Below are 22411 nucleotides of genomic sequence, written 5' to 3' on the forward strand. Positions count from 1 at the left end.
AGTGCAAGGTCCCGCTGGTTCGCAAGAGGCTTCGTCGGCTGAATTTCAAGCTTACCAGGACGCGGAAGGCGATGATAAATCATCGCACCCGAGCGCAGGTCGTCAGAGATATACGAGGCCATAGCGTTTCCTTCCCCGAATTGTCGGCGAAAAATGGGGTTCGCCCCCGCCGTACAACGAGTCTCGGTTTTTGTAATGCCCGCGATCGGGCTGTTGGAATAAGATTTCCGGGAGGCAGCGCGATTCAGCACGGATCGCTGGTGCCGCTCCAGGTCGTGATCGCATGCGCAAAACGTTTCTAATCGGGCTGATTGCTCTGCTCGCCGCCGGGGTTGGCGGCTATTTCGGGCTCACACTTTATGTCGGCTACCAGGCACGGCAACAGGTTGACGCGTTTTTTCTCAACCTCAAGGCCGCCGGTATCGACGGAAGCAGCGGCAAGGTCGAGTTCGACCTGTTCGACCGCCGGCTTGATATAGACGACCTCGTGTTTTCTGTCCCGGGCCGAGGCACATTGAAAATTGCCGGGGTCACCGCGGACGGCCTGTCCCAGCCGGCGCCGGCCCGTATGGGGGCGCAGCGGATCGACGTCCACGGCGTGAGCTTCGTCGGCCCGCTGCCGTTCTCGCCGGGCGTCGCGGGGCGCTATGACGCGCCGCTGATCGAGCTGACCGACGTGAACGGGCCTACCGAAGTCGTGGCCTCGGGGCCGGAGCCGGCGCAGCTCCTGCTCGCCCTTCTCGAGGCGAGTTCGATCGGCAAGATCGCGATACCCGGCGCCAAAGGCTCCAGCCACGCTGGCAGCGGGGCCTATCTCGTCGAGACCGACATGACCCATGGCGCGATCACCGTCGACACGCTCGACAAGGGCCTCATCGCAACCCTCACGCTGGAGCCGTCGAGCTTTCGCATCTCCGGAGCAGGCGCCGAAGCCGGCAGCGGGCGGATCGGCCGCGTCACCGCGTCCGGCGTCGACCTCGCCGGCGCCCTGATCCTGCTCGATCCCACGCGGCGGCAGGCGGAGAGCGAATTTCGCACGCTCTACGGACGGGTCACCGTCGACGGCTACGACATCGGCACCGATAACGGCCTTCACCAGAGCTGGAAGGCGATCGAACTGCGCGACATCGCGATCAAGCCCTCGGCGGTTCCGGCCGAAAGCCTGCTGGCGACGGCCGAGCGGGTGCAGCTTCAGATGGCGCGCGGCGAGCCGGCTTCGGCCGACGACACGGCCGACCTGCTGCGGGGCGTCGCCGACATCTATGACGCGCTGCGCATCGGCGGCGCCACCCTTTCCGGGCTGGAAACCTCGCAGCCGGACGGTTCGAAGGCGCAACTCGCGACCATGCGGGTCGGGGCCTTCGATGCCGGGCAGATCTCGCAGATCTCGCTGGAGGACTTCACCGGAACGGACGGTCCCGACAAGCCGGCGAGTTTTGAAAAACTGACCCTGGGCGGCCTGCGCCCCGGCGCCATGATGCGCATGGCGGCCGATAGCGTGGACGATCCGCACGCCACCGGGGATATCGGCTTCCTCATGCGCGGCTTCGGCCTGCTGGGACGGTTCGACCTCCTCAATGCCCGGGCGACCGTGACGAAAGGCAAGGACCCGGCGACCATCGACAAGCTCCAGCTCGCCTGGACCGCCGCCGAGGGCGCGCTGCCGACGCAGTTCACCGCCACGCTGCGCGCCGCCGGCCCGACTGACGCGCTCGAATCCGATGAGCCGGTCTCGCAGGTCCTGCCCGGCGGCATCACCCGCGCCAGCATCGCGCTCGATATTGACGCGCAGTGGAACGCGGATGAGCAAAGCGTGAGCGTAACGCCGGTCTATCTGGAGATTTCCGATGCCTTCTCGCTCAATGCCAGCGCGGTCTTTACCGACGTCGACAGCACGATCTTCTCGGACGAGCCCGAGGGCGTGACAGCTGCGGCGCTGGCGGCCAATCTCGCCTCGCTGGAGGTCACGCTGGTTGATTCCGGGCTGTACCAGCAGAAGCTGGACGAAGCGGCCCAGCAGCAGGGCATTCCGGCGGAGACGCTGCGCCAGCTCTTCGCCGGCTTTGCGGAACTCCTGCTCGGGCAGACCGTTTCGGAGCGCCCCGAACTCGATCCGGCGGTGCAGGCGCTGGTCGCCTTTCTGCAGAAGCCCATGGGCACGATCGCGCTGCGCGTCACCCCGCGCGGTGACGCGCTGACCGTGCTGACCATGGTGCAGGCGCTGCAGGACGACCCGACCAGCCTGATCGACGAGGTCGAGGTCGAGGTCATCGATACGCCGTAACGCAAAAGCCCGGCGGGAGCACCGCCGGGCTTCTTTCCGATCGGAGACGAGCGCGCGCGGCGCTCACTTCTCCGGCAGGTTGGTGCGGATATGCAGTTCGCGCAGCTGCTTGGGGCTAGCCGGCGCCGGCGCGCCCATCAGGATATCCTGCGCCTGCTGGTTCATCGGGAAGATCGAGATTTCGCGCAGGTTGGTGACGCCGCACAGCAGCATCACGATGCGATCGACGCCCGCCGCCATGCCGCCATGGGGCGGCGCGCCATACTGGAACGCGCGATACATGCCGCCGAAGCGCTCGACCACCGTCGCCTCGTCATAGCCGGCCAGCTCGAACGCCTTCACCATCGCCTCGGGACGGTGGTTGCGGATACCGCCGGAGGCGATCTCGTAGCCGTTGCAGGCGATGTCGTACTGGAACGCCTTGATGGTCAGCGGGTCCTGCCCGTTCAGCGCGTCCAGCCCGCCCTGCGGCATGGAGAACGGGTTGTGCGAGAAGTCGACCTTCTTCTCGTCCTCGTTCCACTCATAGAACGGGAAGTCCACGATCCAGGCCAGCTCAAAGCGGTCGAAATCGACCAGCTTCAGCTCTTCGCCCACCTTGGTGCGGGCGCTGCCGGCGAATTTGACGAACTTCTCCGGGTTGCCGGCGACGAAGAACGCCGCATCCCCGGCGCCGAGGCCGAGCTGCTGGCGGATCGCCTCGGTGCGCTCCGGGCCGATGTTGTTGGCGAGCGGGCCGGCGCCCTCCCCACCTTCGCGCCACATGATGTAGCCGAGGCCCGGCTGACCCTCGCCCTGCGCCCACGAATTCATACGGTCGCAGAAGGCACGCGAACCGCCGCCGGGACCCGGGATCGCCCACACTTCGTTCTTCGTGTCTTCAAGCATGCGCGCGAACACCTTGAAGCCGGAGCCGCGGAAATGCTCGGAGACTTCCTGCATTTCGAGCGGGTTGCGCAGGTCCGGCTTGTCGGTGCCGTATTTGCGCATCGACACCGCATAGGGAATGCGCGGCCAGTTCCTGCTTACCGGCTTGCCGTTGGCGAAGTCCTCGAACACGCCGGTAATCACCGGCTCCACGGCGGCGAACACGTCTTCCTGCTCGACGAAGCTCATCTCCAGGTCGAGCTGGTAGAACTCGCCCGGCAGGCGGTCGGCGCGGGGGTCCTCGTCGCGGAAGCAGGGGGCGATCTGGAAGTAGCGGTCGAAGCCGCTCATCATGATCAGTTGCTTGTACTGCTGCGGGGCCTGCGGCAGCGCGTAGAAGGTGCCGGGGTGAATGCGGCTCGGCACCAGAAAGTCGCGCGCGCCCTCCGGCGAGGAGGCGGTGAGGATCGGGGTCTGGAACTCGAAGAAGCCCTGCCCCTTCATCTTCGCGCGCATGGCGTCGATGACGGCGCCGCGGGTCATGATGTTCTTGTGCAGCTTCTCGCGGCGCAGGTCGAGGAAGCGGTAACGCAGCCGCGTCTCTTCCGGGTAATCGATGTCGCCGAACACCGGGAGCGGCAGCTCGGCGGCGGGGCCGAGCACCTCGATCTCGGTGGCGTAGAGTTCGACCTCGCCGGTCGGCAACTCGGCGTTGGTGGTGCCTTCCGGGCGATTGCGCACGCGGCCGTCGACGCGGATCACCCATTCCGAGCGCACGGTCTCGGCGAGCTTGAAGGCCGGGCTGTCGGGATCGACCACGACCTGGGTCAGGCCGTAATGGTCGCGGAGATCGATGAACAGGACGCCGCCATGATCGCGGATGCGATGGCACCAGCCCGAGAGCCGGGCGGTGGTGCCGACATCGCCGGCGCGAAGGGCTCCGCAGGTGTGCGAGCGATAGCGGTGCATGGTGTATTCCCGAGGCTGCTTCCGGCCATCACAGGCCGGCAAAGGACAACACCCCTCTCGCGGGGCGCGCGGAGGGGTGCATGCCGGCACGCCGTTTGTCAATGTCCAACCGGGCCGGGCAGCATGCCCGCTATTCCGGCGGGGCGGTCGATGTCCACTTCGCCGCGAAGATCTGCGGCGACGCGCTCAACTCGCCGACGAGGCGCTCGACCAGTTCATCCTCCTGGCGGGCGCTGTAGACGATGGCCTCGACTTCCACCGCGCCGGTGGCGGCGAGGGCGTGGCTTTCCAGTGCGTGAAGCCGCAATTCGTGTACCTGCATCGCCGCCAGAAGGCGCGCGCGGATTTCCGCCTCGTCCTTCGCGGAACACTTCAGCTCGATAACGTAGAAGCGCTCGACGGCCTCGCGCTCCGGCGAGTAGCGCTCCAGCAGGCCGCCGAGGCGGGGTAGCACGAGATTGATGGCGATGACGAGGCCGGTCGTCTCCATTGCCTCGATCCGAAAGCCGTAGCCGGCGAGCGTGCCGATGGCCCCTGTCGCCCACACCGTCGCGGCACTGGAGAGCCCGCGCACGCTGAGGCCGTCGCGCATGATCAGCCCAGCGCCGAGGAAGCCGATGCCGGTGACGACCTGCCCGCCCATGCGAACATCGACGGAACTCTCGATCAGCATAGCGAGCGAACTGAAGGCAGCCGCGCCGAGGGCGACCAGCGCGTGCGTGGTCAGCCCGACGAAGCGCTGGCGAAACTGACGTTCCAGACCGACGAGGCCGCCCAGCGCCACCGCCAGCAGAAGGTTGGGCGCAATCGACAGTGCGTCATAGCCATTGACGAGTGGAGACATGAGCCCTCCCCCGCACCCTCCCCAAAGCCAGCCCGGCCAACCGGGCCGGGCCGCCTGTCAGCAGCCGGATGATGATCCGGCTTTATTCTCAGGGCACGTAACGCAGGGTCAGGCCCGCGACGCCGAGCGCCAGAGAAGCGCCGACATTGCCTTCGACCGAGACCGGGTTGAGCGCAAAGGAATTGCCGGAGCCGACCAGCACATTCGCGCCGACGCCGACGCCGACCGCGACATTGCCGGTGGCACCGGCATATTTTCCGGCCAGCGCGCCGGACTGAACCTGCTTGGCCACCGCCAGCACGCCCCAGGTCATCACGCCACCGCCGGTGACACCGAGATCGAGGCCGATCGTTTCGATGGTGCCGGCATATTTCTGCACCGCGCTGTTGTCGGCGGGGGTGAAGGTGCAGCTCAGCTCCTGCTTGGAGGTGACGATCAGCCCGATCGAGGTGCCGGCATTGCAAACCAGCACGCCAGCATCGACCTTGTCGGCGGCCGAGGCCGGCAGCGCGCCGAGGGCCACCGCACAGGCGGCAGCAAGAAGCACATTCTTCATGGTGGTTTCCTCACTTCGGCCGGCCCCTCTGCCGGCTCAAATCCGGCATCGAATTTAGCGGCGCATGGTTAACGCTTCTGTACCAATTCTGCGCAATTGCCTGTCGTCTCCCGCACGCGACTCCGTTATGAAGCATGTAGCCATGGATATGATCACAACGACAGACGCCCTCGCCGCGGCCTGCGAACGGCTGGCCAGCCACCCGTTCGTAACCGTTGATACCGAATTCCTGCGGGAGACCACCTTCTGGCCGAAGCTGTGCGTCGTGCAGCTCGCCAGCCCCGACGAGGCGGTGGTGATCGACGCGATCGCCGACGGGCTCGACCTTGCGCCCTTCTTCGCCCTTATGGCTGATGAGAAGGTGCTGAAGGTGTTCCATGCCGGGCGGCAGGACATCGAGATCGTCTGGCACCTCGCCGGCATCATTCCCCATCCGGTGTTCGACACCCAGGTCGCGGCCATGGTGCTCGGCCATGGCGATTCCATTTCCTACGACCAGCTCGTGCAGCGCATCACAGGCGATGTGCTCGACAAGTCGCTGCGCTTCACCGACTGGTCGCGCCGCCCGCTCTCGGTCGCTCAGATCGCCTATGCGGAAGCCGACGTCACCCATCTGCGCGACGTCTATCGCAAGCTCGACGCCGACCTCCAGAAGCGCGGCCGCGCCGACTGGGTCGGCGAGGAAATGGCGGTGCTGACCTCGCCCGAGACCTATCGCCAGGAGCCCGAGCGGGCGTGGGAGCGGCTGAAGGCCCGCGCACGCAAGCCCAAGGATCTGGCCGTGCTGATGGAGATCGCCGCCTGGCGCGAGCGCGAGGCCCAGTCGCGCGACATGCCGCGCTCGCGCATCCTTAAGGACGACGTGATCGGGGAGATCGCCTCCCAGCACCCCACCACCCCGGAACGGCTCGGCCAGCTCCGCTCGATCCCGAAGGGCTTCGAGCGTTCCCGCTCGGGCGAGCAGATCATCGAAGCGGTGAAGGCCGGCCTTGCGCGCGACCCGAAAACGCTGCCGCGCATCGATCGCGACCGCCCGCTCTCCAACGGCGCCTCGGCGACGGTGGAGCTTCTCAAGGTGCTGCTGCGCATGACCTCGGAGCAGCACGGCGTCGCCGCCAAGGTGATCGCGACGGTGGACGATCTTGAACGCATCGCCGCCGAGGACGAGCCGAACGTGCAGCCGCTCCATGGGTGGCGCCGGGAATTGTTCGGCGAGCAGGCGCTGGCGCTGAAATCCGGCCGCCTCGCCCTCGCCATGCAGCGCGGCCGGGTGATCGCGCTGGAGCGCGAGGCGAAGCCCGCCTGAACGGAATCAGCTTTCTTGCTGCGCAGATCGCGGCAAATCTCCGCGCCGGGCACCACCGGCGCGGGACGGGCCTTCCAACGACAGGCGTCGATGAACCGCGGTGACCAGGCTCAGGTCACCACCACCGGTTCGCGGCCGATCAGCCGGGCCAGCGTGCGCAGGCGGCTGTTGATGCGGTCGCCGGCCAGCGGGGCGAGATCGCCTTCCAGATGCAGCGTCAGCTTGCCGCGATCCACGACCAGAGGCGCCAGCGGCAGCGTGCCCGGCATCGCTGCCGAGAGGATGTAGCCAACCCGCATCACCGCGCCGAGGATGCGCGCGCGGTCGAGGAAGCGGGTCGAGACCAGCTCGCGGATGCGCGGCGACAGATCTTCGTCGATCAGCCCGACATGACGGTAATAGATCGCCAGCGCCAGGAAGGCGCGGCCGGGATGATCGAGGCCGATGAAGGCGGCGTGGGCGATCAGGTTGAGCGCCTGTTCGCCGCGATAATCGGGATGCGCGCGCCAGCTTATGTCGGACAGAAGACAGGCCGCGTGGCGCAGCCGCTTCTCCTCCGCGCTTTCCTCGATGCCGGTGGACGCCATGAAGCGGTCGGTCCAGTCGATCAGCTCCCAACCATGGACCGGCGAGCGCGAGCGCAGCTCGTTCAGCTCCGACGTGGCGGACAGCAGCGGATCGACCGGGCGGTCGGCCTCGGGCAGCAGCTCGAACAGCAGCCCTTCGCGCACGCCCTGCGCGGAAATAAAGATGTTCGCCGGCTTACCGATACGAATGATGTGCTCCAGCACCAGCGCGCCATAGGCCAGCAGCGGCCGGCGCCCTTCCGCCACGGTGTCGATGCGCGACAGCGTGTCGATGGGAACGCGGCGCACCAGGCGCACGAATTCCAGCATCTCCTTGGCCGGCACGATATAGCCGTGCATCACATGCAGCGGGTAGCCACGCTGGAACATGTGCAGCCGCGCCAGAGCGCGCCAGGTGCCGCCCACCGCGTAGAAGGTACGGCCCTTGAGATGTTCGAGGTGCTTGTCCTTGGCGAAGGCATCCTTGACGATCTTGTCGGCCTTCTTCAGTGAGCGGCCGGACGTGTCCTGAAGCGCCAGCCCGCCGAGCGGGAAGGTAACGCCGCTGCCGATCTTGTGGCCGTGCAGGTCCGCGAACTCAAGCGAGCCGCCGCCCAGATCGCCCACCACGCCATTGGCGTGATAGACGCCCGAGACGATGCCGAGCGCGGAGAGCTGAGCCTCCCGCTTGCCTGAGAGCAACTCCACCTCGGTGCGGCAGATTTCAGCGCAGGCGCGCACGAATTCCGGCCCGTTCGACGCGTCGCGCGCGGCGGCAGTGGCCAGCACATAGACCTTGCCAACCCCCATGCGGTCGCACAGCACGCGGAAGCGGCGCAATGCCGCCAGCGCCTTGGCCACGGCATCGGCATTAAGGCGCCCGGTGGTGAGCACCTCGCGACCAAGGCCGCAGGAGGCCTTCTCGTTGAAGATCGGCGTCGGCGAGCGCGAGAGGCGCTCATAGACCACCAGACGGACCGAGTTGGAGCCGATGTCGATGACAGCGGTCGGCGCCCCGGAAACGAGGCCGTTTGCGGCCCCGCTCAGCATATCGCTCATGCGGTCACGCGCGGTCGCGACGGCGGACGAGGCTGCGGGGCGAGGAGTCCTTGAGCGATTTTCCACGTCCCGACAGGCTCGGATTGGTCATGAAATACTGTTGGGCGTTGAACGCTTCCTCGCCCTCGGCCGGCACTATGCGTTGAGAACTGCCATCGGGCAACACGCGCCAGCTCTGCTGATTGTCCTGAAGGTTGGCGACCATGATCTGATCGAGGATCTGCATATGCACCGTGGGGTTGGTGATCGGACACAGCGATTCCACACGCCGGTCGAGATTGCGTGGCATCAGGTCGGCCGACGAGATGTAGACCGCCGCTTCCGCGTGCGGCAGGCCGTGGCCATTGCCGAAGGCATAGATCCGCGGATGTTCGAGGAAGCGGCCGACGATCGATTTGACCCGGATGTTCTCGGAAAGTCCCGGCACGCCGGGGCGCAGGCAGCAGATGCCGCGCACCACGATGTCGGTCTGCACGCCAGCCTGGCTGGCGCGATAGAGCGCGTCGATCACCGTCGGGTCCACCAGCGCGTTCATCTTGAGCCAGATCGCCGCCGGGCGGCCGGCGCGGGCGAACTCGATCTCGGCGTCGATGTGGTCGATGATGCGCTTCTTGAGCGTCAGCGGGGCGATCGCCAACGCCTCCAGCTCAGCGGGTTCGGCATAGCCGGTGATGAAGTTGAAGATGCGCGCCACATCGCGGCCGATCACCGGGTCGGCGGTGAAGAACGACAGGTCGGTGTAGATGCGCGCCGTGATCGGGTGGTAATTGCCGGTCCCGACATGGCAGTAACTCGCCAGCGAGCCGCCCTCGCGCCGCACCACCAGCGAGAGCTTGGCATGGGTCTTCAGCTCCAGGAAGCCGAACACAACCTGCACGCCGGCACGCTCCAGGTCGCGCGCCCAGCGGATATTGGCTTCCTCGTCGAAGCGGGCCTTGAGTTCGACCAGCGCGGTCACCGATTTGCCGGCCTCCGCCGCCTCGGCCAGCGCCTTGACGATCGGGCTGTCGGAGGAGGTGCGGTACAGTGTCTGCTTGATGGCGACGACATTGGGGTCGCGCGCCGCCTGCCGCAGGAACTGGACCACCGCGTCGAAGGACTCGTAGGGGTGGTGGACCACGAGGTCCTTCTCGCGAATGGCGGCGAAGCAGTCGCCGGCATGGTCGCGAATACGCTCGGGGAAGCGCGGATTGTACGGCTTGAACTTGAGGTCGGGCCGATCGACACCGACGAGCTGGCTGAACTCGTTCAGGGCCAGCACGCCCTCGACCAGCATCACCTCGTCAGCCTTGATGCCGAGCTCGCGGGTGACGAAGTTGCGCAGCTCCTCGGGCATGGAGGCATCGACCTCAAGGCGGATCACCGTCCCGAGACGCCGGCGCTTCAGCGCGCTCTCGAACAGGCGCATCAGGTCCTCGGCCTCTTCCTCGACTTCGAGGTCGCTGTCGCGGATGACGCGGAAGCCGCCCTGCCCCTTCACCTGATAGCCAGGGAACAGGCGGCCGATGAACAGACCGATCATCTGTTCCAGCGTGATGAAGCGCTGGATGCCGTTCTCGCCGTCCGGCAGCCGGATGAAGCGATCGATCTTGGCGGGCACGCGGATCAGCGCGTTCATTGACCGCCCATCCGTGATGCGCGCCAGCTGAAGCGCCAGCGAGAAGCCGAGATTGGGGATGAACGGGAACGGATGGGCCGGGTCGATGGCCAGCGGCGTCAGCACCGGGAAGACGTGGCTGAGGAAAAACTCGTCGAGCACCGCGCGATCGGCCTTGAGCACGTCCGATCCGTCGATCAGCACGACGCCGACCTCCTTCAGCTTGACGCGCAGCTCGCGCCAGCGAGCCTGCTGGTCGTTGGCGAGCCCGGCCACGGCGTCGCTGATCAGCGGAAGCTGCTCGGCCGGGGTGAGACCGTCCGGGCTCTTGCCGCCATAACCCTCGCGCACCTGCTCCTTGAGGCCGGCAACGCGCACCATGAAGAACTCGTCGAGATTATTCGCCGAGATCGAGAGGAAGCGCAGCTGCTCCAGCAGCGGATGGGCGCTGTTCGACGCTTCTTCCAGGACGCGGCGGTTGAACTGAAGCCAGGAAAGCTCACGGTTGATGAAGCGCTCCGGCGAGGCCATCAGATCGGCCTCCAGGGTCACGGGCTGCACCGCCTGCGCCGTCTCCGGTACAACTTCCAGCACCGGCTGCATCTCGGTATCGGCCACGATGTCGGCTCCCCTGCTCTTGCTCGCTACCCGCTTGGTTCGCCGGGAAGTTCGCCGCGCTTCATGACCGCTGGATGACATTGAGAGCTTAACCTTAGGTCAATTCAGGTGAATGGGAAGCCGGCGGACGGCATGTCGCCCTCCGCCTCGCCGGTTTGCGCCCGCTCGCGCAGCAGTTCGGCCGCCAATGCGCGGGTCAGCGGCCGCTTGCGGGCCAGCGCCTCGCGGTCGAGCGCCGCGACCAGATCACGCAGCGCACCGATCGAGCGCTCGACGCGCGGCAGAAGATAGCTCAGCAGCGTGTCATCCGGGGAAATCTGCCGGTCCGCGAAAAGTTTCACCGCCACCATGGCCAGCAAACGGTCGTCCGGCGCGCCGATCTGCACGGCCGGCATTGCCCGAAGTCGCGAGGCGAGGTCCGGCGTGGCCACTTCCTGCGCCAGCGCGGCCGGCAGGCGGCGGCTGGTGACGAGGACGCTCGCGCGCTGCTCGCCGACGAGGTTGATGAGGTGGAACAGCGCGGTTTCGTCGAAAGGCCCCTCACCGAGATCTTCCACGACCAGCACCCCGCCGGCCAGCAGCGAAGGCACCGCCGCCGCTTCCAGCTTTGCCGCCGGCAGCACCGGCGCGCCGGCCTGCTCGGCGAAGATGGCCGCGAGATGGGACTTGCCCGAGCCTTCCGGCCCGCTCAGCGCCACCAGCCGCGCCGGCCAGACCGGCCAGGCGTCGATCAGCGCCAGCGCCGGCTCATTGGCAGGGGCAGGCAGGAAATCGGCCCGCGTGCGGCTCTCCGCATGCGGCAGATCTAGGGGCAGCTGGCGCGCGGCCATTAGCTCACCAGCCCGTCTTCGGCGGGGGGCTCCTCGCCGGTATAGAGCGGACTCGCCAGATATTGCTGGATGCCAAACCGCACCAGCACGCCCACCGCCGCCGCCAGTGGCACCGCCAGCAGCAGGCCGAGGAAGCCCAGCAGGTAGCCGAAAGCGAGCAGGGCGAACATGAGCCACACCGGATGCAGCCCCACGCTCTCGCCCACCAGCTTGGGCTGGAGAATGTAGCCTTCGATGAACTGGCCGAAGAAGAAGACGCACAGCACGATCACGATCATGGTGTAGTCCGGGAAGAACTGCACCACCGCGACGCCAGCCGCCAGCACCAGCCCGGTCAGCGAGCCGACATAGGGGATGAAGGTGATCATTCCCGAGACGAGGCCGATGACGAAGCCGAAATTCAGCCCGGCAAGAGTGAGGCTCAGCGCGTAATAGGCGCCGAGAATGACGCACACTGCCGACTGCCCGCGCACGAAGCCGGCAATGGCGTGATCGATCTGGAGTGCCAGCTCACGAAGCTGCGGGCGCTGCTTCACCGGCAGCCAGGAATCCACCTTGTCGATCATGCTGTTCCAGTCGTTCAGCATGTAGAAGGCGACGACCGGGGTGATGACCAGCAGCGAGAACACCGAGAGCAGAGCCTGCCCGCCGGTCCAGATCGATTGCAGCAGGGTGAGCAGATAGGCCGCGCCTTGGGTGGCGAGGTCGCTCAGCCCCTGCCGGATCTGCGGCATGCGGTCGCCGATCACCGAGCGCAGCCAGTCCGCCTTCTCGCCCGTCGCGAGATTTTGCAGCTTCACGATGTATTCGGGTAGGTTGGTGATGAAGGCGGCGAGCTGCGAGGAGAAGATCGGCAACACCAGAAGCAGCAGCGCGATGCCGACCAGCAGCGTCACCGAGATGGTGAGCAGCGAGGCCAGCAGCCGATTCAGGCCGAAGCGCTCCAGCCGGGTGGTCAGCGGATTAAGGAAATAGGCCAGCGCCATGCCGGCGACGAAGGGCAGCAGCACGCTGGATAGCAGCCAGCAGGCCACGACGAACACCGCCAGCATCGAAAGCCAGAACGTCACCTGCTTGTGCCAGATCATGCCACCGTCCGAATGTCCCCGAGGGATACCGCCACCGCTTCAATACCCTAGACAGGGCGGAAGTTCGGTTGAGGCCATTGATACAGCAAAATCCCGCGTGTGCGATGCACAACCCGCCCGTGCGCCTTTCATTCACCGCGCCGGCCGGCGGCTCCGTCCTTCGGACCCGTGACGCGGCGGCTGCGGCGTGGCACAAGGCGGTGATCCCTGTACCTGCCGCGATGATTTCCATGCGCTTCTCAGTCCTCACCTCCGCCGTCGTCGCCGCGCTGGTCGGCTTCGGGGGAACCATCGCCATCGTGGTCGCCGCCTCGCAGGCGGCCGGGGCCGATCCGGGACAGATTTCCTCGGGCGTGGTCGGGCTGTGCCTGTCCATGGCGGCGACCAGCGCCTTTCTGGGCTGGCGCCACCGCCTGCCGATCATCACCGCCTGGTCGACGCCCGGTGCGGCGCTCGTGGCCGGCTCGCAGGGGCTTTCGATCAATGTGGCGGTCGGCGCCTTTCTCATGGTGGGCGCGCTGATCCTGGTTACCGCCGCGGTCAAGCCGCTCGGGGCGCTGGTGCAGCGCCTGCCGGTCGCGGTGGCCGCCGCCATGCTCGCGGGCGTGCTGTTCCGCTTCTGCACCGCCGTGTTCAGCAGCGCGCAGGTCGACCCGATGCTGGTGCTGCCGCTGGTGGTGCTGTTTCTGGTGGCGCGGCGCATCAGCCCGTTCGGCGCGGTGCTCGCGGTGCTGGGCGTCGGCATCGCCTTCGCCTTCTTCCTCGGCGAGGTCGCGCCGCTGCCGGAGCATATGCCGCTGCCGACGCTGACGCTGATCTGGCCCGAATTCGACCTCCAGGCGCTGATCGGCATCGGCCTGCCGCTCTATCTCGTCACCATGGCCTCGCAGAACCTGCCGGGCTTCGCGGTGCTTCAGGCGGCCGGCTACACGCCCCCGACCCGCGCGATTCTGACGGTGACCGGTCTCGCCTCGCTGATTACCGCGCCCTTCGGCTCGCTGACGACCAATCTCGCGGCGATCACCGCCTCGATCTGCACCGGACCGGAAGCGCATCCCGATCCGGCCAAGCGCTGGATGGCGAGCCCGTGCTACGGCCTGTTCTATATCCTGCTCGCCATTGCCGGCGCGGCGCTGGTGGCGCTGATCGCCGCCCTGCCGGCGGCACTGATTGCCACCTTCGCCGGCCTCGCTTTGCTGGGGCCGCTGGTGAACGCGCTGGGCACCGCGATGGGCGATCCGGCCCGCCGCTTCCCGGCGGTGCTGACGCTCGCGGTCACGGCCTCGGGCGTCTCGATGGCGGGCATCGGTTCGGCATTCTGGGGTCTTGCCGCCGGCCTGATCGCACTCGGCATCGACCATGCCGGGCGGCGCTGACACCCTTGCACGCGCGCCGCGCCTTGCGAGGCGGCGGATAAGCGGCTAATCCGCCTCTCAATCCTCGGGAGCCAATGATGAGCGGTACGGAAAAAGGCCTCAGCTATCGTGATGCGGGCGTCGACATCGATGCCGGCAACCGGCTGGTCGATCTGATCAAGCCGCTGGTCAAGGCGACCCGCCGCGCCGGCGCGGATGCCGATATCGGCGGTTTCGGCGGGGTCTTCGACCCGAAGGCGGCGGGGTTCAAGGACCCGCTTATCGTCGCGACCACAGATGGCGTCGGCACCAAGCTCAAGATCGCCATCGAGACCGGCCGCCACGAGACCATCGGCATAGACCTCGTCGCGATGTGCGTGAACGACCTCGTCGTGCAGGGCGCCGAGCCGCTGTTCTTCCTCGACTATTTCGCCACCGGCAAACTGGCACCGGATGTTGGCGCCAAGATCGTCGCCGGCATCGCCAAGGGCTGCATGGAATCCGGCTGCGCGCTGATCGGCGGCGAGACCGCCGAGATGCCCGGCATGTACAGCGATGGCGATTACGACCTCGCCGGCTTCTCGGTCGGCGCGGTGGAGCGTGGCGAATTGCTGCCCTCCCCCAATGTGCGCCCCGGCGACGTGCTGCTCGGCCTCGCCTCCTCCGGCGTGCATTCCAACGGCTATTCGCTGGTGCGGCGCATCGTCGAGGTCTCGGGGCTCGGTTGGGATGCACCCGCGCCGTTCCACAAGGGCCAGACCCTGGGCGAGGCGCTGCTCATGCCGACCCGGCTTTATGTGAAGTCGGTGCTCGGGGCGATCCGCTCGACAGGCAAGGTGAAGGCGCTCGCCCACATCACCGGCGGCGGATTGACCGAGAACCTGCCGCGCGTGCTGCCCAAGCACACGGTCGGGCGCATCGATCTCGACGGGCTCCATGTGCCGCCGGTGTTCCGCTGGCTGGCGCAGACCGGCAATGTCGCACCCGAGGAGATGCTCCGCGCCTTCAACTGCGGCATCGGCATGGTCGTGGTCTGCGCCCCCGAGGACGCCGAGACAGTCGCGGACGCGCTGGCTGATGGCGGCGAGGAAGTCATCCATCTGGGCTGCATCGAGCCCGGCGAGGGCGCGGCGCATACCGTCTATGACGGCACGCTGGCGCTGGACGCGCCGCTGTGACCCGCAAACGCGTCGCCGTCCTTATCTCGGGCCGCGGCTCCAACATGATGTCGCTGCTGGAAGCGGCGGCGAACCCGGATTACCCGGCCGAGATCGTGCGCGTCATCTCCAACCGGCCGGATGCTCATGGGCTGGTGCGTGCTGAGGCCGCCGGAATCGCCACGCTCGCGATCGATCACAAGACCTATGCCGACCGCGCGAGCTTCGACGCCGCGCTCGACGTCGCTCTGGAAGAGGCCCAGGCCGACATCGTGTGCCTCGCCGGCTTCATGCGCCTGCTCACCCCCGGTTTCACGCAGAAATGGCGCGGACGGATGATCAACATCCACCCGGCGCTGCTGCCGAGCTTCAAGGGCCTGCATACCCATGAGCGCGCGCTGGCCGAGGGCGTGAAGATCCACGGCTGCACCGTGCATTTCGTGACGCCTGAGATGGATGTCGGCCCGATCATCATCCAGGCCGCCGTGCCGGTGCTGGAGGGCGATACGCCCGACACGCTGGGCGCGCGCGTGCTGGCGCAGGAGCATGTCATCTACCCGGCGGCTCTGCGACTGGTGAGCGAAGGGCGCGCACGCGTCGACGGCAACCGTGTCGCCATCGACGAGTTCGAGATCGTCCCGCCCGCGCTGGTGGTGCCTCCGGCGGGCTGAGGCCGCTGGTCTACATCCAGTGAATTACTTCGATACCACTTGCCGGACGCGTGGCAACGTTCGATCCTCTGCGCGCGGAAGTCGCGCATCGACCTGACGTCGGGGGCAAGGGAAAGCGATGTTTCAGACGGCCATCGCCTTCGTATTGGGTAATCTGCCGGCCATCCTGTTCGTCGGCGCCTTCGTCATGGCGGCATTGACCGGAAGGCCCGCTGATTATCCTGCCCGCCTTCTGGAATGGCTGCTGCTGGCAACCGGCATTGCCTATGTCTGGGCCGGCTTCTTCCACATCGCGTTCCCGCACATGGCGGCGGCGAGCATCGGCTGGGAGGTCAGCCCATTCCAGTTCGAGATAGGCGTCGCCGACGCCGCCATCGGGGTGATCGCGATTTTGTCGTTCTGGCGCTCGCTGGATTTCAAGGCGCCGGTCGTCGGCTATTATAGCCTGTTCTCCTTCGGGGTCGCCTACGGTCATTTCCGCGAGGCGTTCGAAGCGGGCGACACCTCGAAGAACAATTTCGGGCTGCTTCTGGTCATCACGCTGATCTACGCCGTGCTGCTGCCCGTGCTGTACTTGCTGGCACGGCGGAAGATCGCCTGAACGGGCGCGATCAGGCGATCCCGACCGCCCGTACCGTGGGCTGCTCCTCGTCCTGCGCATCGGAAGCCTCGATCGCGACCTTCATGCCTGTCATCTCGGCCTCGCCATAGATCGTGGCGAAGGCGGCGTCCGCCGCGTCGCGCCCGACCCCGATCCGCACCAGCCCCTGAAGCGCGGCCTTGCGCGTCGGATCGAATAGATACCAGGCATCGCCGAGATAGGCCTCGAACACCGCGTGGAAATCCGGCGGGTCGAGCTGCCAGGCATAGGCGCTGGCAAAGCGGGCGGGGATGCCGAGCGCCCGGCAGAAGGCGATCGCCAGATGCGCGAAGTCGCGACACACGCCGGCACGCAGCACCATGGTGTCATAGGCCGAGGTCTGCGAATCCGAGGTGCCGCTCTGGTAATCGACATGCTCGTAGATCCAGTTGCAGATCTGCGTCACCCGGCCGTGGCCCGGCGGCAGCGCGCCGAATTCGCGGTGGGCGAAACGCGCCAGCACGTCGGACTGGCAGTAGCGGCTGGGATTAAGATAGGGCGCGAGTTCGAGCGGTAGCTCGGCGATCGGCACCTCCGGTACCGTCGCCGGGTCGGCGTCGTGCATGTCGAGGGCGACCTCGGCGTCGTAGCTCACCGAGAACGGCCCAGGCTGCACCATGACGCGCACAAGACGCGTCCCGCTCTCGCTGGCGACATGGCGGTCCAGCGCCTGCGGAGGATCGAGCACCAAGCTCTCCGAGAGGATGCGCTGGTTGCGCAGCGCCGCGGCCTCGACGTTCAGGATGAACAGCGTGGGCTGCTTGACCTCATAGTCGAGGCGGGAGGAGACGCGGAATTTCATCGGGCACCTTGCAGCTGAACGGGTCGCGGACAAGACGTTTGAACCGCCGCGAAGTTCCATGCGCCCGATACCGTTCAGCCTGTCGCGGGCGCCTGTTCTCGAATGATCCGCACCCGGTTGTCGTGAAACGCCGCGCCGCCCACCGGCGCAACCGGATCGGCGCCGGTCAGCGCGTTGATGCCGCGACCGCCGCGGTGGGCGCCGTTCGGCCAGATCGATTCCGCCACCACCACGCCGCGTCGCAGGCCGTCGAACAGCCGAGCGTGCAGTTCCACCCCGCCGCGCGCGCTCTCCACCCGCACCACATCGCCGGCCGCGATGCCGAGGCCGGCGGCGTCCTGCGGGTGGATCATCAGCTCCGGGCGCTTTTCACGCGCCACAGAACCCGGCGTCTCGGTAAAGCTGGAATTGAGGAAGGAGCGCGCCGGCGCCGTTACCAGCCGGAACGGGTACTCGGCGGTCGCCTCCTCGATCACGCCCCAATGATCGGGCCATTCCGGCATGTCGGCGACCGGGCCGAACTTCGCCGGCGCGGCATAAGGCACTTTCGGCCAGTTCGGCCTCAAGCGGAACTTGCCGTCCGGCCAGTTGAAGCCGCGCCCATAATGGGCGGTCTCGAAATCGGGCTGCACGTCGATGAAGCGCTTCTCCTCCAACTCGGCGAAGCTGCCGCGCCGGCTGGCCTGCAAGGTACGGTCGGCGATCGCGCGGGCGCTGAGCGCGAAACCCTCATGCTCGGCGCCTAGACGCTCGGCGAGCGCGCAGATCACCTCATGGTTGGAGCGGCACTCCCCCGGCGCGTCGACCAGCTTGGGGCCGGCGATCACATACTGGTTTCCGCCGCCCTGATAGATGTCGTCATGCTCGGTGAACATGGTCGCGGGCAGCACGATGTCGGCGTACAGCGCGGTCTCGGTCATGAACTGCTCGTGCACCGCGACGAACAGGTCCTCGCGCGCAAAGCCCGCCCGCACCTTGTCCTGCTCCGGCGCCACCGAGACCGGGTTGGTGTTCTGGATCAGCATGGCCGTGACCGGCGGACCGCCGCCCAGCACCTCGGCATCGCCGCACAAAATGGCGCCGATGCGCGACTGGTCGAGCATGCGCGCCCGCGACGCCGGGCCGCCCGTGCCCTCGATGAGTTGCTTGTTCCAGGCGAAAATCGCGCCATTGGTGTGAAATACGCCCCCGCCCTCGTGCCTCCAGGCGCCCGTAACGGCCGGAATGCAGGTCACGGCGTGCATGTTCACCGCGCCGTTGCGCGAGCGGGTGAAGCCGTAGCCGGCGCGGATGAAAGTGCGCGGCGTGGCGCCGATCGCGTGGGCGAAGGCCTCGATCTCCGCAGCCGGCAGCCTGGTGATGGCGGCCGCCCATTCCGGCGTGCGGAGCTGTAGATGCGCCTCAAGCCCCGCGGCATCGTCGGTATGGCGCGCGAGATAGTCGCGATCCGCCATCCCGTCACGGAACAGCACATGCATCACCGCGCAGGCCAGCGCGCCGTCGGTGCCGGGGCGGATCAGCACCGGGATATCGGCCTGCTCCATGGTCGGCGAACGATAGACGTCGACCACCGCGATCTTCGCCCCGCGTTCCTTTCGGGCGCGGGTGGCGTGCGCCATGACGTTGATCTGGGTCGAGACCGGGTTGGTGCCCCAGATCACCACAAGGTCGCTCTTCGCCATCTCGCGCGGGTCGGGGCCGGCAAGGCGCCCTGTACCGGCGAGAAAGCCGCTCCAGGCCGGGTTGGTGCAGATGGTGGAGAAGAAGCGAGAATAGCCCTTAGCGTGGGTCAGCCGGTTGATGCCGTCGCGCATCACCAGCCCCATCGTACCGGCATAGTAATAGGGCCAGACCGCCTCGGGCCCGTGCGTCGCCTCGGCAGCGCGGAAGCGCGCGGCGATGGTGTCCAGCGCCTCGTCCCAGCCCATCGGCTCGAACTCGCAGCTGCCTTTCGGCCCGGTGCGGCGCAGGGGCCGGGTCAGCCGGTCCGGATGGTTGGCGCGCTCCGCATAGCGCGCGACTTTCGCGCAGATGACGCCGGCGGTGTAGCTGTTGTCCTTCGAGCCGCGCACCCGGCCGATGCGCCCGCCGGAAATGTCGATTTCCAGCGCACAGGTCGACGGGCAGTCATGCGGACAGGCGGAATAGCCGGTGCGGATCGGGTTATGTTGATTCATGAAAAAGCGCTCCGCCACCATCGTAGCGGAGCGCCCTTCCCTTTTACACTGTCCGTTCGGACAGGAGCGCTCAGTGAGCGGCGGCCTCGCGGCGGCGGCTCTTCACGATCCAGCCGAAGGACAGCACGAAAGCCGCGCCGATCACCGCCGCGAGATAATGCGGCAGCGCCGTCGGCTTCAGGCCGATCGGATCCTCGGGATCGGCCACCACCTCGACCAGACCCGTCGCCATGGTCTGCATGGTTTCGAGCACGATCTTGTCGCTGACCAGCATCTCGCCGGCGATCCAGCCGAGCAGCGCCGCGCCGAACCAGATCAGGGCCGGGAAGCGCGAAATCAGCTTCAGGATCAGCTGCGAGCCGAAGACGATCAGCGGGATGGTCAGCAGCAGGCCGAAGATGAACAGTTCGGCATGCCCGCGGGCGGCGGCGGCGATCGCCACCACATTGTCGAGGCTCATCACCGCATCGGCGATGGCAATGGTGCGCACGGCCTTCCAAAGGCTGTCCGCGCTCTCGACGTGATGATCGCCGCCCTCCTCGTCGAGGACGAGCTTGATCGCGATCCAGAACAGCAGCAGCGCGCCGACCACCTTCAGCAGCGGAACGCCGAGCAGGTAGGAGACGGCGAGCGCGAAGATGATGCGCAGGCCCACGGCAGCGCCGGCACCCAGAAGGATGCCCCATTTGCGCTGCTTTTCCGGGAGCGAACGGCAGGCGAGTGCGATGACCACCGCGTTGTCGCCGGAGAGCAGAAGATCGATCCAGATGATCTGCAGCAGGGATACCCAGAAGATCGGGCTAGAGAAATCCATCGTTTCCTCTCTGGTCCTTCAAAAGACTAAGGGTCTGGAGGTAAGCCAACCTCGCCGGTCGGAGGTGGAAGATTTGGTATACATAATAAATTACACCAAACCGTCCCCCCGGAACTGAAAGTGCCCGCGGCTGCGAACCGCGGGCACTTTCCGGCGAGGGGAACCGCCGCGTGTCAGCTACCCGCGTGCGGGGAGTGGGCGCTCTTCTTGAAGCGGACGATCAACCACCCGATGGACAGCACCATGGCGGCACCGGCCGCCGCGGCGATGTATTCGAACTGGTGCACCATGGCCTCGCCGAAATAATCCAGCACCTTGACGTCCGACAGGAACATCTCGCCGGCCACCCAGCCGAGCAGCGCCGCGCCGGCCCACACGAGCCATGGGAAGCGCGACAGCAGCTTCATGATGAGCGCCGCGCCCGCGACGATCATCGGGATCGAGATGACGAGGCCGATGATGATCAGCGTCCAGTTGCCGTCAGCCACGGCCGCGATGGCGACCACGTTGTCGAGGCTCATCACGAGGTCGGCCACGGCGATGGTGCCGACCGCGCGCCACAGGCTCTCATGGCCATGGACGCCCTCGCCTTCCTCACCCTCGGGAACCACGAGATCCACGGCAATGTACATCAGGGCGATGGAGCCGAGGATGCGCAGCCAGGGCAGGCCGAGCAGCACGGCCACGATGGCCGTGAACACGATACGCATACCGACGGCGACGGCGGCACCCATGATCATGCCAATGCGGCGAAGACGGTCGGGAAGCGACCGGCAGGCCATGGCGATGACGACTGCGTTGTCGCCCGAAAGCAGGATATTGATCCAGATGATCTTCAGAAGTGCCAGCCAGAACAGCGGCTCAAGATAGCTCATGATACAAGTTTCCCCTCACCACCCGTCCTCGTTGGGACGGGCTTTTGATATGGTTCAAGTCGGCGTTGGCGCGCCGGTTTAAGGTGAGGCAAGAGGAGGTGGCTCCGGCGGGCCCACTCCCGGGCGCTCGTGGCGCGCCAAAACGGCTATCCCCGCTGCGGGCCACTTCTCCGTGGCCGGACCCCCGCAGCGCCCATATCCAAGCAACATACATAATAATCTATGGTGTGGCCAAGCCCATCCAGGAAAATTCCTGCCAAAATGATGCTGCGGCCGCACAGGGTTGCATTGCTGCGCAAAAACAGCAGCGCCTCGCTCCAGCATCTGGAGCGAGGCGCGCCGTAAGGTCAAGCAGTCAGAGCCGCGGATGCAGCTCAGCCGACGATTTCATTACCCGAGAAGAACTGGGCGATTTCGATCGCGGCATTCTCGAGGCTGTCGGAACCATGGGCCGAATTCTCGCCGACCGAGAGCGCGAACTCCTTGCGGATGGTGCCTTCTGCGGCGTTGGCCGGGTTGGTGGCGCCCATAACTTCGCGATACTTGGCGACGGCGTTCTCGCCCTCAAGTACCTGCACGACGATCGGCTCGGAGATCATGAAATCGACGAGCTCGCCGAAAAAGGGCCGCTCCTTGTGGACGCCGTAGAAAGTCTCGGCCTGGCCACGGGTGAGAAGGATGCGCTTCTGCGCGACGATGCGCAGGCCCGCCTTCTCGATGGTGGCGTTGATGGCGCCCGTCAGGTTGCGACGGGTAGCGTCCGGCTTGATGATCGAAAAGGTGCGCTCGAGCGCCATGGCGGTCGTTCCTTGGAGATTTAGGGAGGGAGTGATTTCGCAGCGGCTTATAGCGGCGCGTTACCGTCCCGACAAGATGACGCCTGCGCGATGGACGAGTGAAGCACGCCGACGCGGCGTTAATCACGTTTTCATGAAAGTCCCTTGGAACTTTCGCGCCACACCACACGTTAATCGCACGTTAACGGATCGCACAGGGCACACGACGGACATGCAGGAACGGAACTGGTCTCGTTCTTTGCCGCGCAGAACCCCACGGGGTAGGCGCGAACCGGCGTTCATGTGCCAGGTGTGGGTAACCGCAGGCGAGCGCAGACGTATGACGACATAACGGCCCGGTGGCACTTTCCACCGGAACAGGTGGTGAAGGTGAATGCCATGCTCAGGACCGTTTTCATAAGCGCCATAGCCACTGTGATGGGCGCTACCGCCCTATTCGCTGGCGCCAGTTCGACGAGTGGCTATTTCAAGCGGCAGCCCACGCTCGCGAGCGTCGAGATGCCTGCAGAGGAAATCGCCGGTGACTGCGTTATCCAGAG

Annotated in this window: 18 protein-coding genes; 6 read left to right on the forward strand and 12 right to left on the reverse strand. The window is 66.5% G+C overall.

Translation table 11 applies throughout. The features are described from left to right. Positions 1–283: 283 nt before the first annotated feature. The gene (locus MKI84_RS14380) at positions 284–2284 is read left to right on the forward strand and encodes a hypothetical protein (RefSeq protein ID WP_241620574.1); all 2001 of its coding nucleotides are present in this window, start codon (positions 284–286) and stop codon (positions 2282–2284) included. 63 nt (positions 2285–2347) lie between these two features. Here the strand turns inward: MKI84_RS14380 and aspS are convergent, their stop codons facing one another. The 3 genes from aspS to MKI84_RS14395 form a co-directional block, all read right to left on the reverse strand. Further along, complete coding sequence (aspS, locus tag MKI84_RS14385; protein ID WP_241620576.1) at positions 2348–4120, reverse strand: aspartate--tRNA ligase; 1773 nt, start codon at positions 4118–4120, stop codon at positions 2348–2350. A gap of 130 nt (positions 4121–4250) precedes the next feature. Then, the gene (locus MKI84_RS14390; RefSeq protein ID WP_241620578.1) at positions 4251–4964 is read right to left on the reverse strand and encodes an MgtC/SapB family protein; all 714 of its coding nucleotides are present in this window, start codon (positions 4962–4964) and stop codon (positions 4251–4253) included. Between the two features lie 88 nt (positions 4965–5052). Continuing rightward, entirely contained in the window at positions 5053–5520 is a 468-nt protein-coding gene (locus MKI84_RS14395; RefSeq protein WP_241620580.1) for a DUF992 domain-containing protein, read from the reverse strand. Positions 5521–5662: 142 nt separating this feature from the next. Between MKI84_RS14395 and rnd the strand changes: the two genes are divergently transcribed. Continuing rightward, positions 5663–6826 (forward strand): ribonuclease D, encoded by a 1164-nt coding sequence (rnd, locus tag MKI84_RS14400; protein WP_241620581.1) that lies wholly within the window; start codon positions 5663–5665, stop codon positions 6824–6826. 110 nt (positions 6827–6936) lie between these two features. Here rnd and MKI84_RS14405 read toward each other — a convergent pair whose 3' ends face one another. From MKI84_RS14405 to MKI84_RS14420, 4 genes are read right to left on the reverse strand one after another with little or no spacing between them, the layout of a single operon-like run. Further along, positions 6937–8451, reverse strand: a complete 1515-nt coding sequence (locus tag MKI84_RS14405) for a Ppx/GppA family phosphatase (RefSeq protein WP_241620582.1) — start codon at positions 8449–8451, stop codon at positions 6937–6939. 4 nt (positions 8452–8455) lie between these two features. After that, positions 8456–10747 carry an RNA degradosome polyphosphate kinase gene (locus MKI84_RS14410; RefSeq protein WP_425353843.1) on the reverse strand — a complete coding sequence of 764 codons (2292 nt, stop codon included), beginning with the start codon at positions 10745–10747 and terminating at the stop codon, positions 8456–8458. 23 nt (positions 10748–10770) lie between these two features. Beyond that, complete coding sequence (locus tag MKI84_RS14415) at positions 10771–11496, reverse strand: P-loop NTPase family protein (protein WP_241620583.1); 726 nt, start codon at positions 11494–11496, stop codon at positions 10771–10773. Then, complete coding sequence (locus MKI84_RS14420) at positions 11496–12584, reverse strand: AI-2E family transporter (protein ID WP_241620584.1); 1089 nt, start codon at positions 12582–12584, stop codon at positions 11496–11498. Before MKI84_RS14420 ends, MKI84_RS14415 begins: the two co-directional genes overlap by 1 nt. Positions 12585–12814: 230 nt before the next feature. Between MKI84_RS14420 and MKI84_RS14425 the strand changes: the two genes are divergently transcribed. The 4 genes from MKI84_RS14425 (at position 12815) to MKI84_RS14440 (ending at position 16368) form a co-directional block, all read left to right on the forward strand. Continuing rightward, positions 12815–13960, forward strand: coding sequence for a benzoate/H(+) symporter BenE family transporter (locus MKI84_RS14425; RefSeq protein ID WP_241620585.1), 1146 nt, complete (start codon positions 12815–12817; stop codon positions 13958–13960). 74 nt (positions 13961–14034) lie between these two features. After that, positions 14035–15117, forward strand: a complete 1083-nt coding sequence (gene purM / locus MKI84_RS14430) for a phosphoribosylformylglycinamidine cyclo-ligase (protein ID WP_425353844.1) — start codon at positions 14035–14037, stop codon at positions 15115–15117. Then, positions 15114–15767: a phosphoribosylglycinamide formyltransferase gene (gene purN / locus MKI84_RS14435; protein WP_241620589.1), complete on the forward strand. Its 654-nt coding sequence runs from the start codon at positions 15114–15116 to the stop codon at positions 15765–15767. The genes purM and purN overlap by 4 nt, the downstream gene beginning before the upstream one ends. 118 nt (positions 15768–15885) lie before the next feature. Beyond that, positions 15886–16368 carry a DUF6790 family protein gene (locus tag MKI84_RS14440; RefSeq protein ID WP_241620591.1) on the forward strand — a complete coding sequence of 161 codons (483 nt, stop codon included), beginning with the start codon at positions 15886–15888 and terminating at the stop codon, positions 16366–16368. 10 nt (positions 16369–16378) lie between these two features. Here MKI84_RS14440 and MKI84_RS14445 read toward each other — a convergent pair whose 3' ends face one another. From MKI84_RS14445 to ndk, 5 genes are all read right to left on the reverse strand, one after another. Then, positions 16379–17209 (reverse strand): transglutaminase-like domain-containing protein, encoded by an 831-nt coding sequence (locus MKI84_RS14445; RefSeq protein ID WP_241620593.1) that lies wholly within the window; start codon positions 17207–17209, stop codon positions 16379–16381. Between the two features lie 74 nt (positions 17210–17283). Beyond that, entirely contained in the window at positions 17284–19386 is a 2103-nt protein-coding gene (locus MKI84_RS14450) for a molybdopterin-containing oxidoreductase family protein (RefSeq protein WP_241620595.1), read from the reverse strand. A 70-nt stretch (positions 19387–19456) separates the two neighbouring features. Next, positions 19457–20200 carry a TerC family protein gene (locus MKI84_RS14455; RefSeq protein ID WP_241620597.1) on the reverse strand — a complete coding sequence of 248 codons (744 nt, stop codon included), beginning with the start codon at positions 20198–20200 and terminating at the stop codon, positions 19457–19459. A gap of 173 nt (positions 20201–20373) precedes the next feature. Then, positions 20374–21075, reverse strand: coding sequence for a TerC family protein (locus MKI84_RS14460; RefSeq protein WP_241620599.1), 702 nt, complete (start codon positions 21073–21075; stop codon positions 20374–20376). Between the two features lie 374 nt (positions 21076–21449). After that, positions 21450–21872 carry a nucleoside-diphosphate kinase gene (gene ndk, locus MKI84_RS14465; protein WP_241620601.1) on the reverse strand — a complete coding sequence of 141 codons (423 nt, stop codon included), beginning with the start codon at positions 21870–21872 and terminating at the stop codon, positions 21450–21452. Between the last annotated feature and the right edge of the window lie 539 nt (positions 21873–22411).

Origin of the sequence: Ancylobacter gelatini (assembly GCF_022601675.1) — a bacterium.
Classification (GTDB): Bacteria; Pseudomonadota; Alphaproteobacteria; order Rhizobiales; family Xanthobacteraceae; genus Ancylobacter; species Ancylobacter gelatini.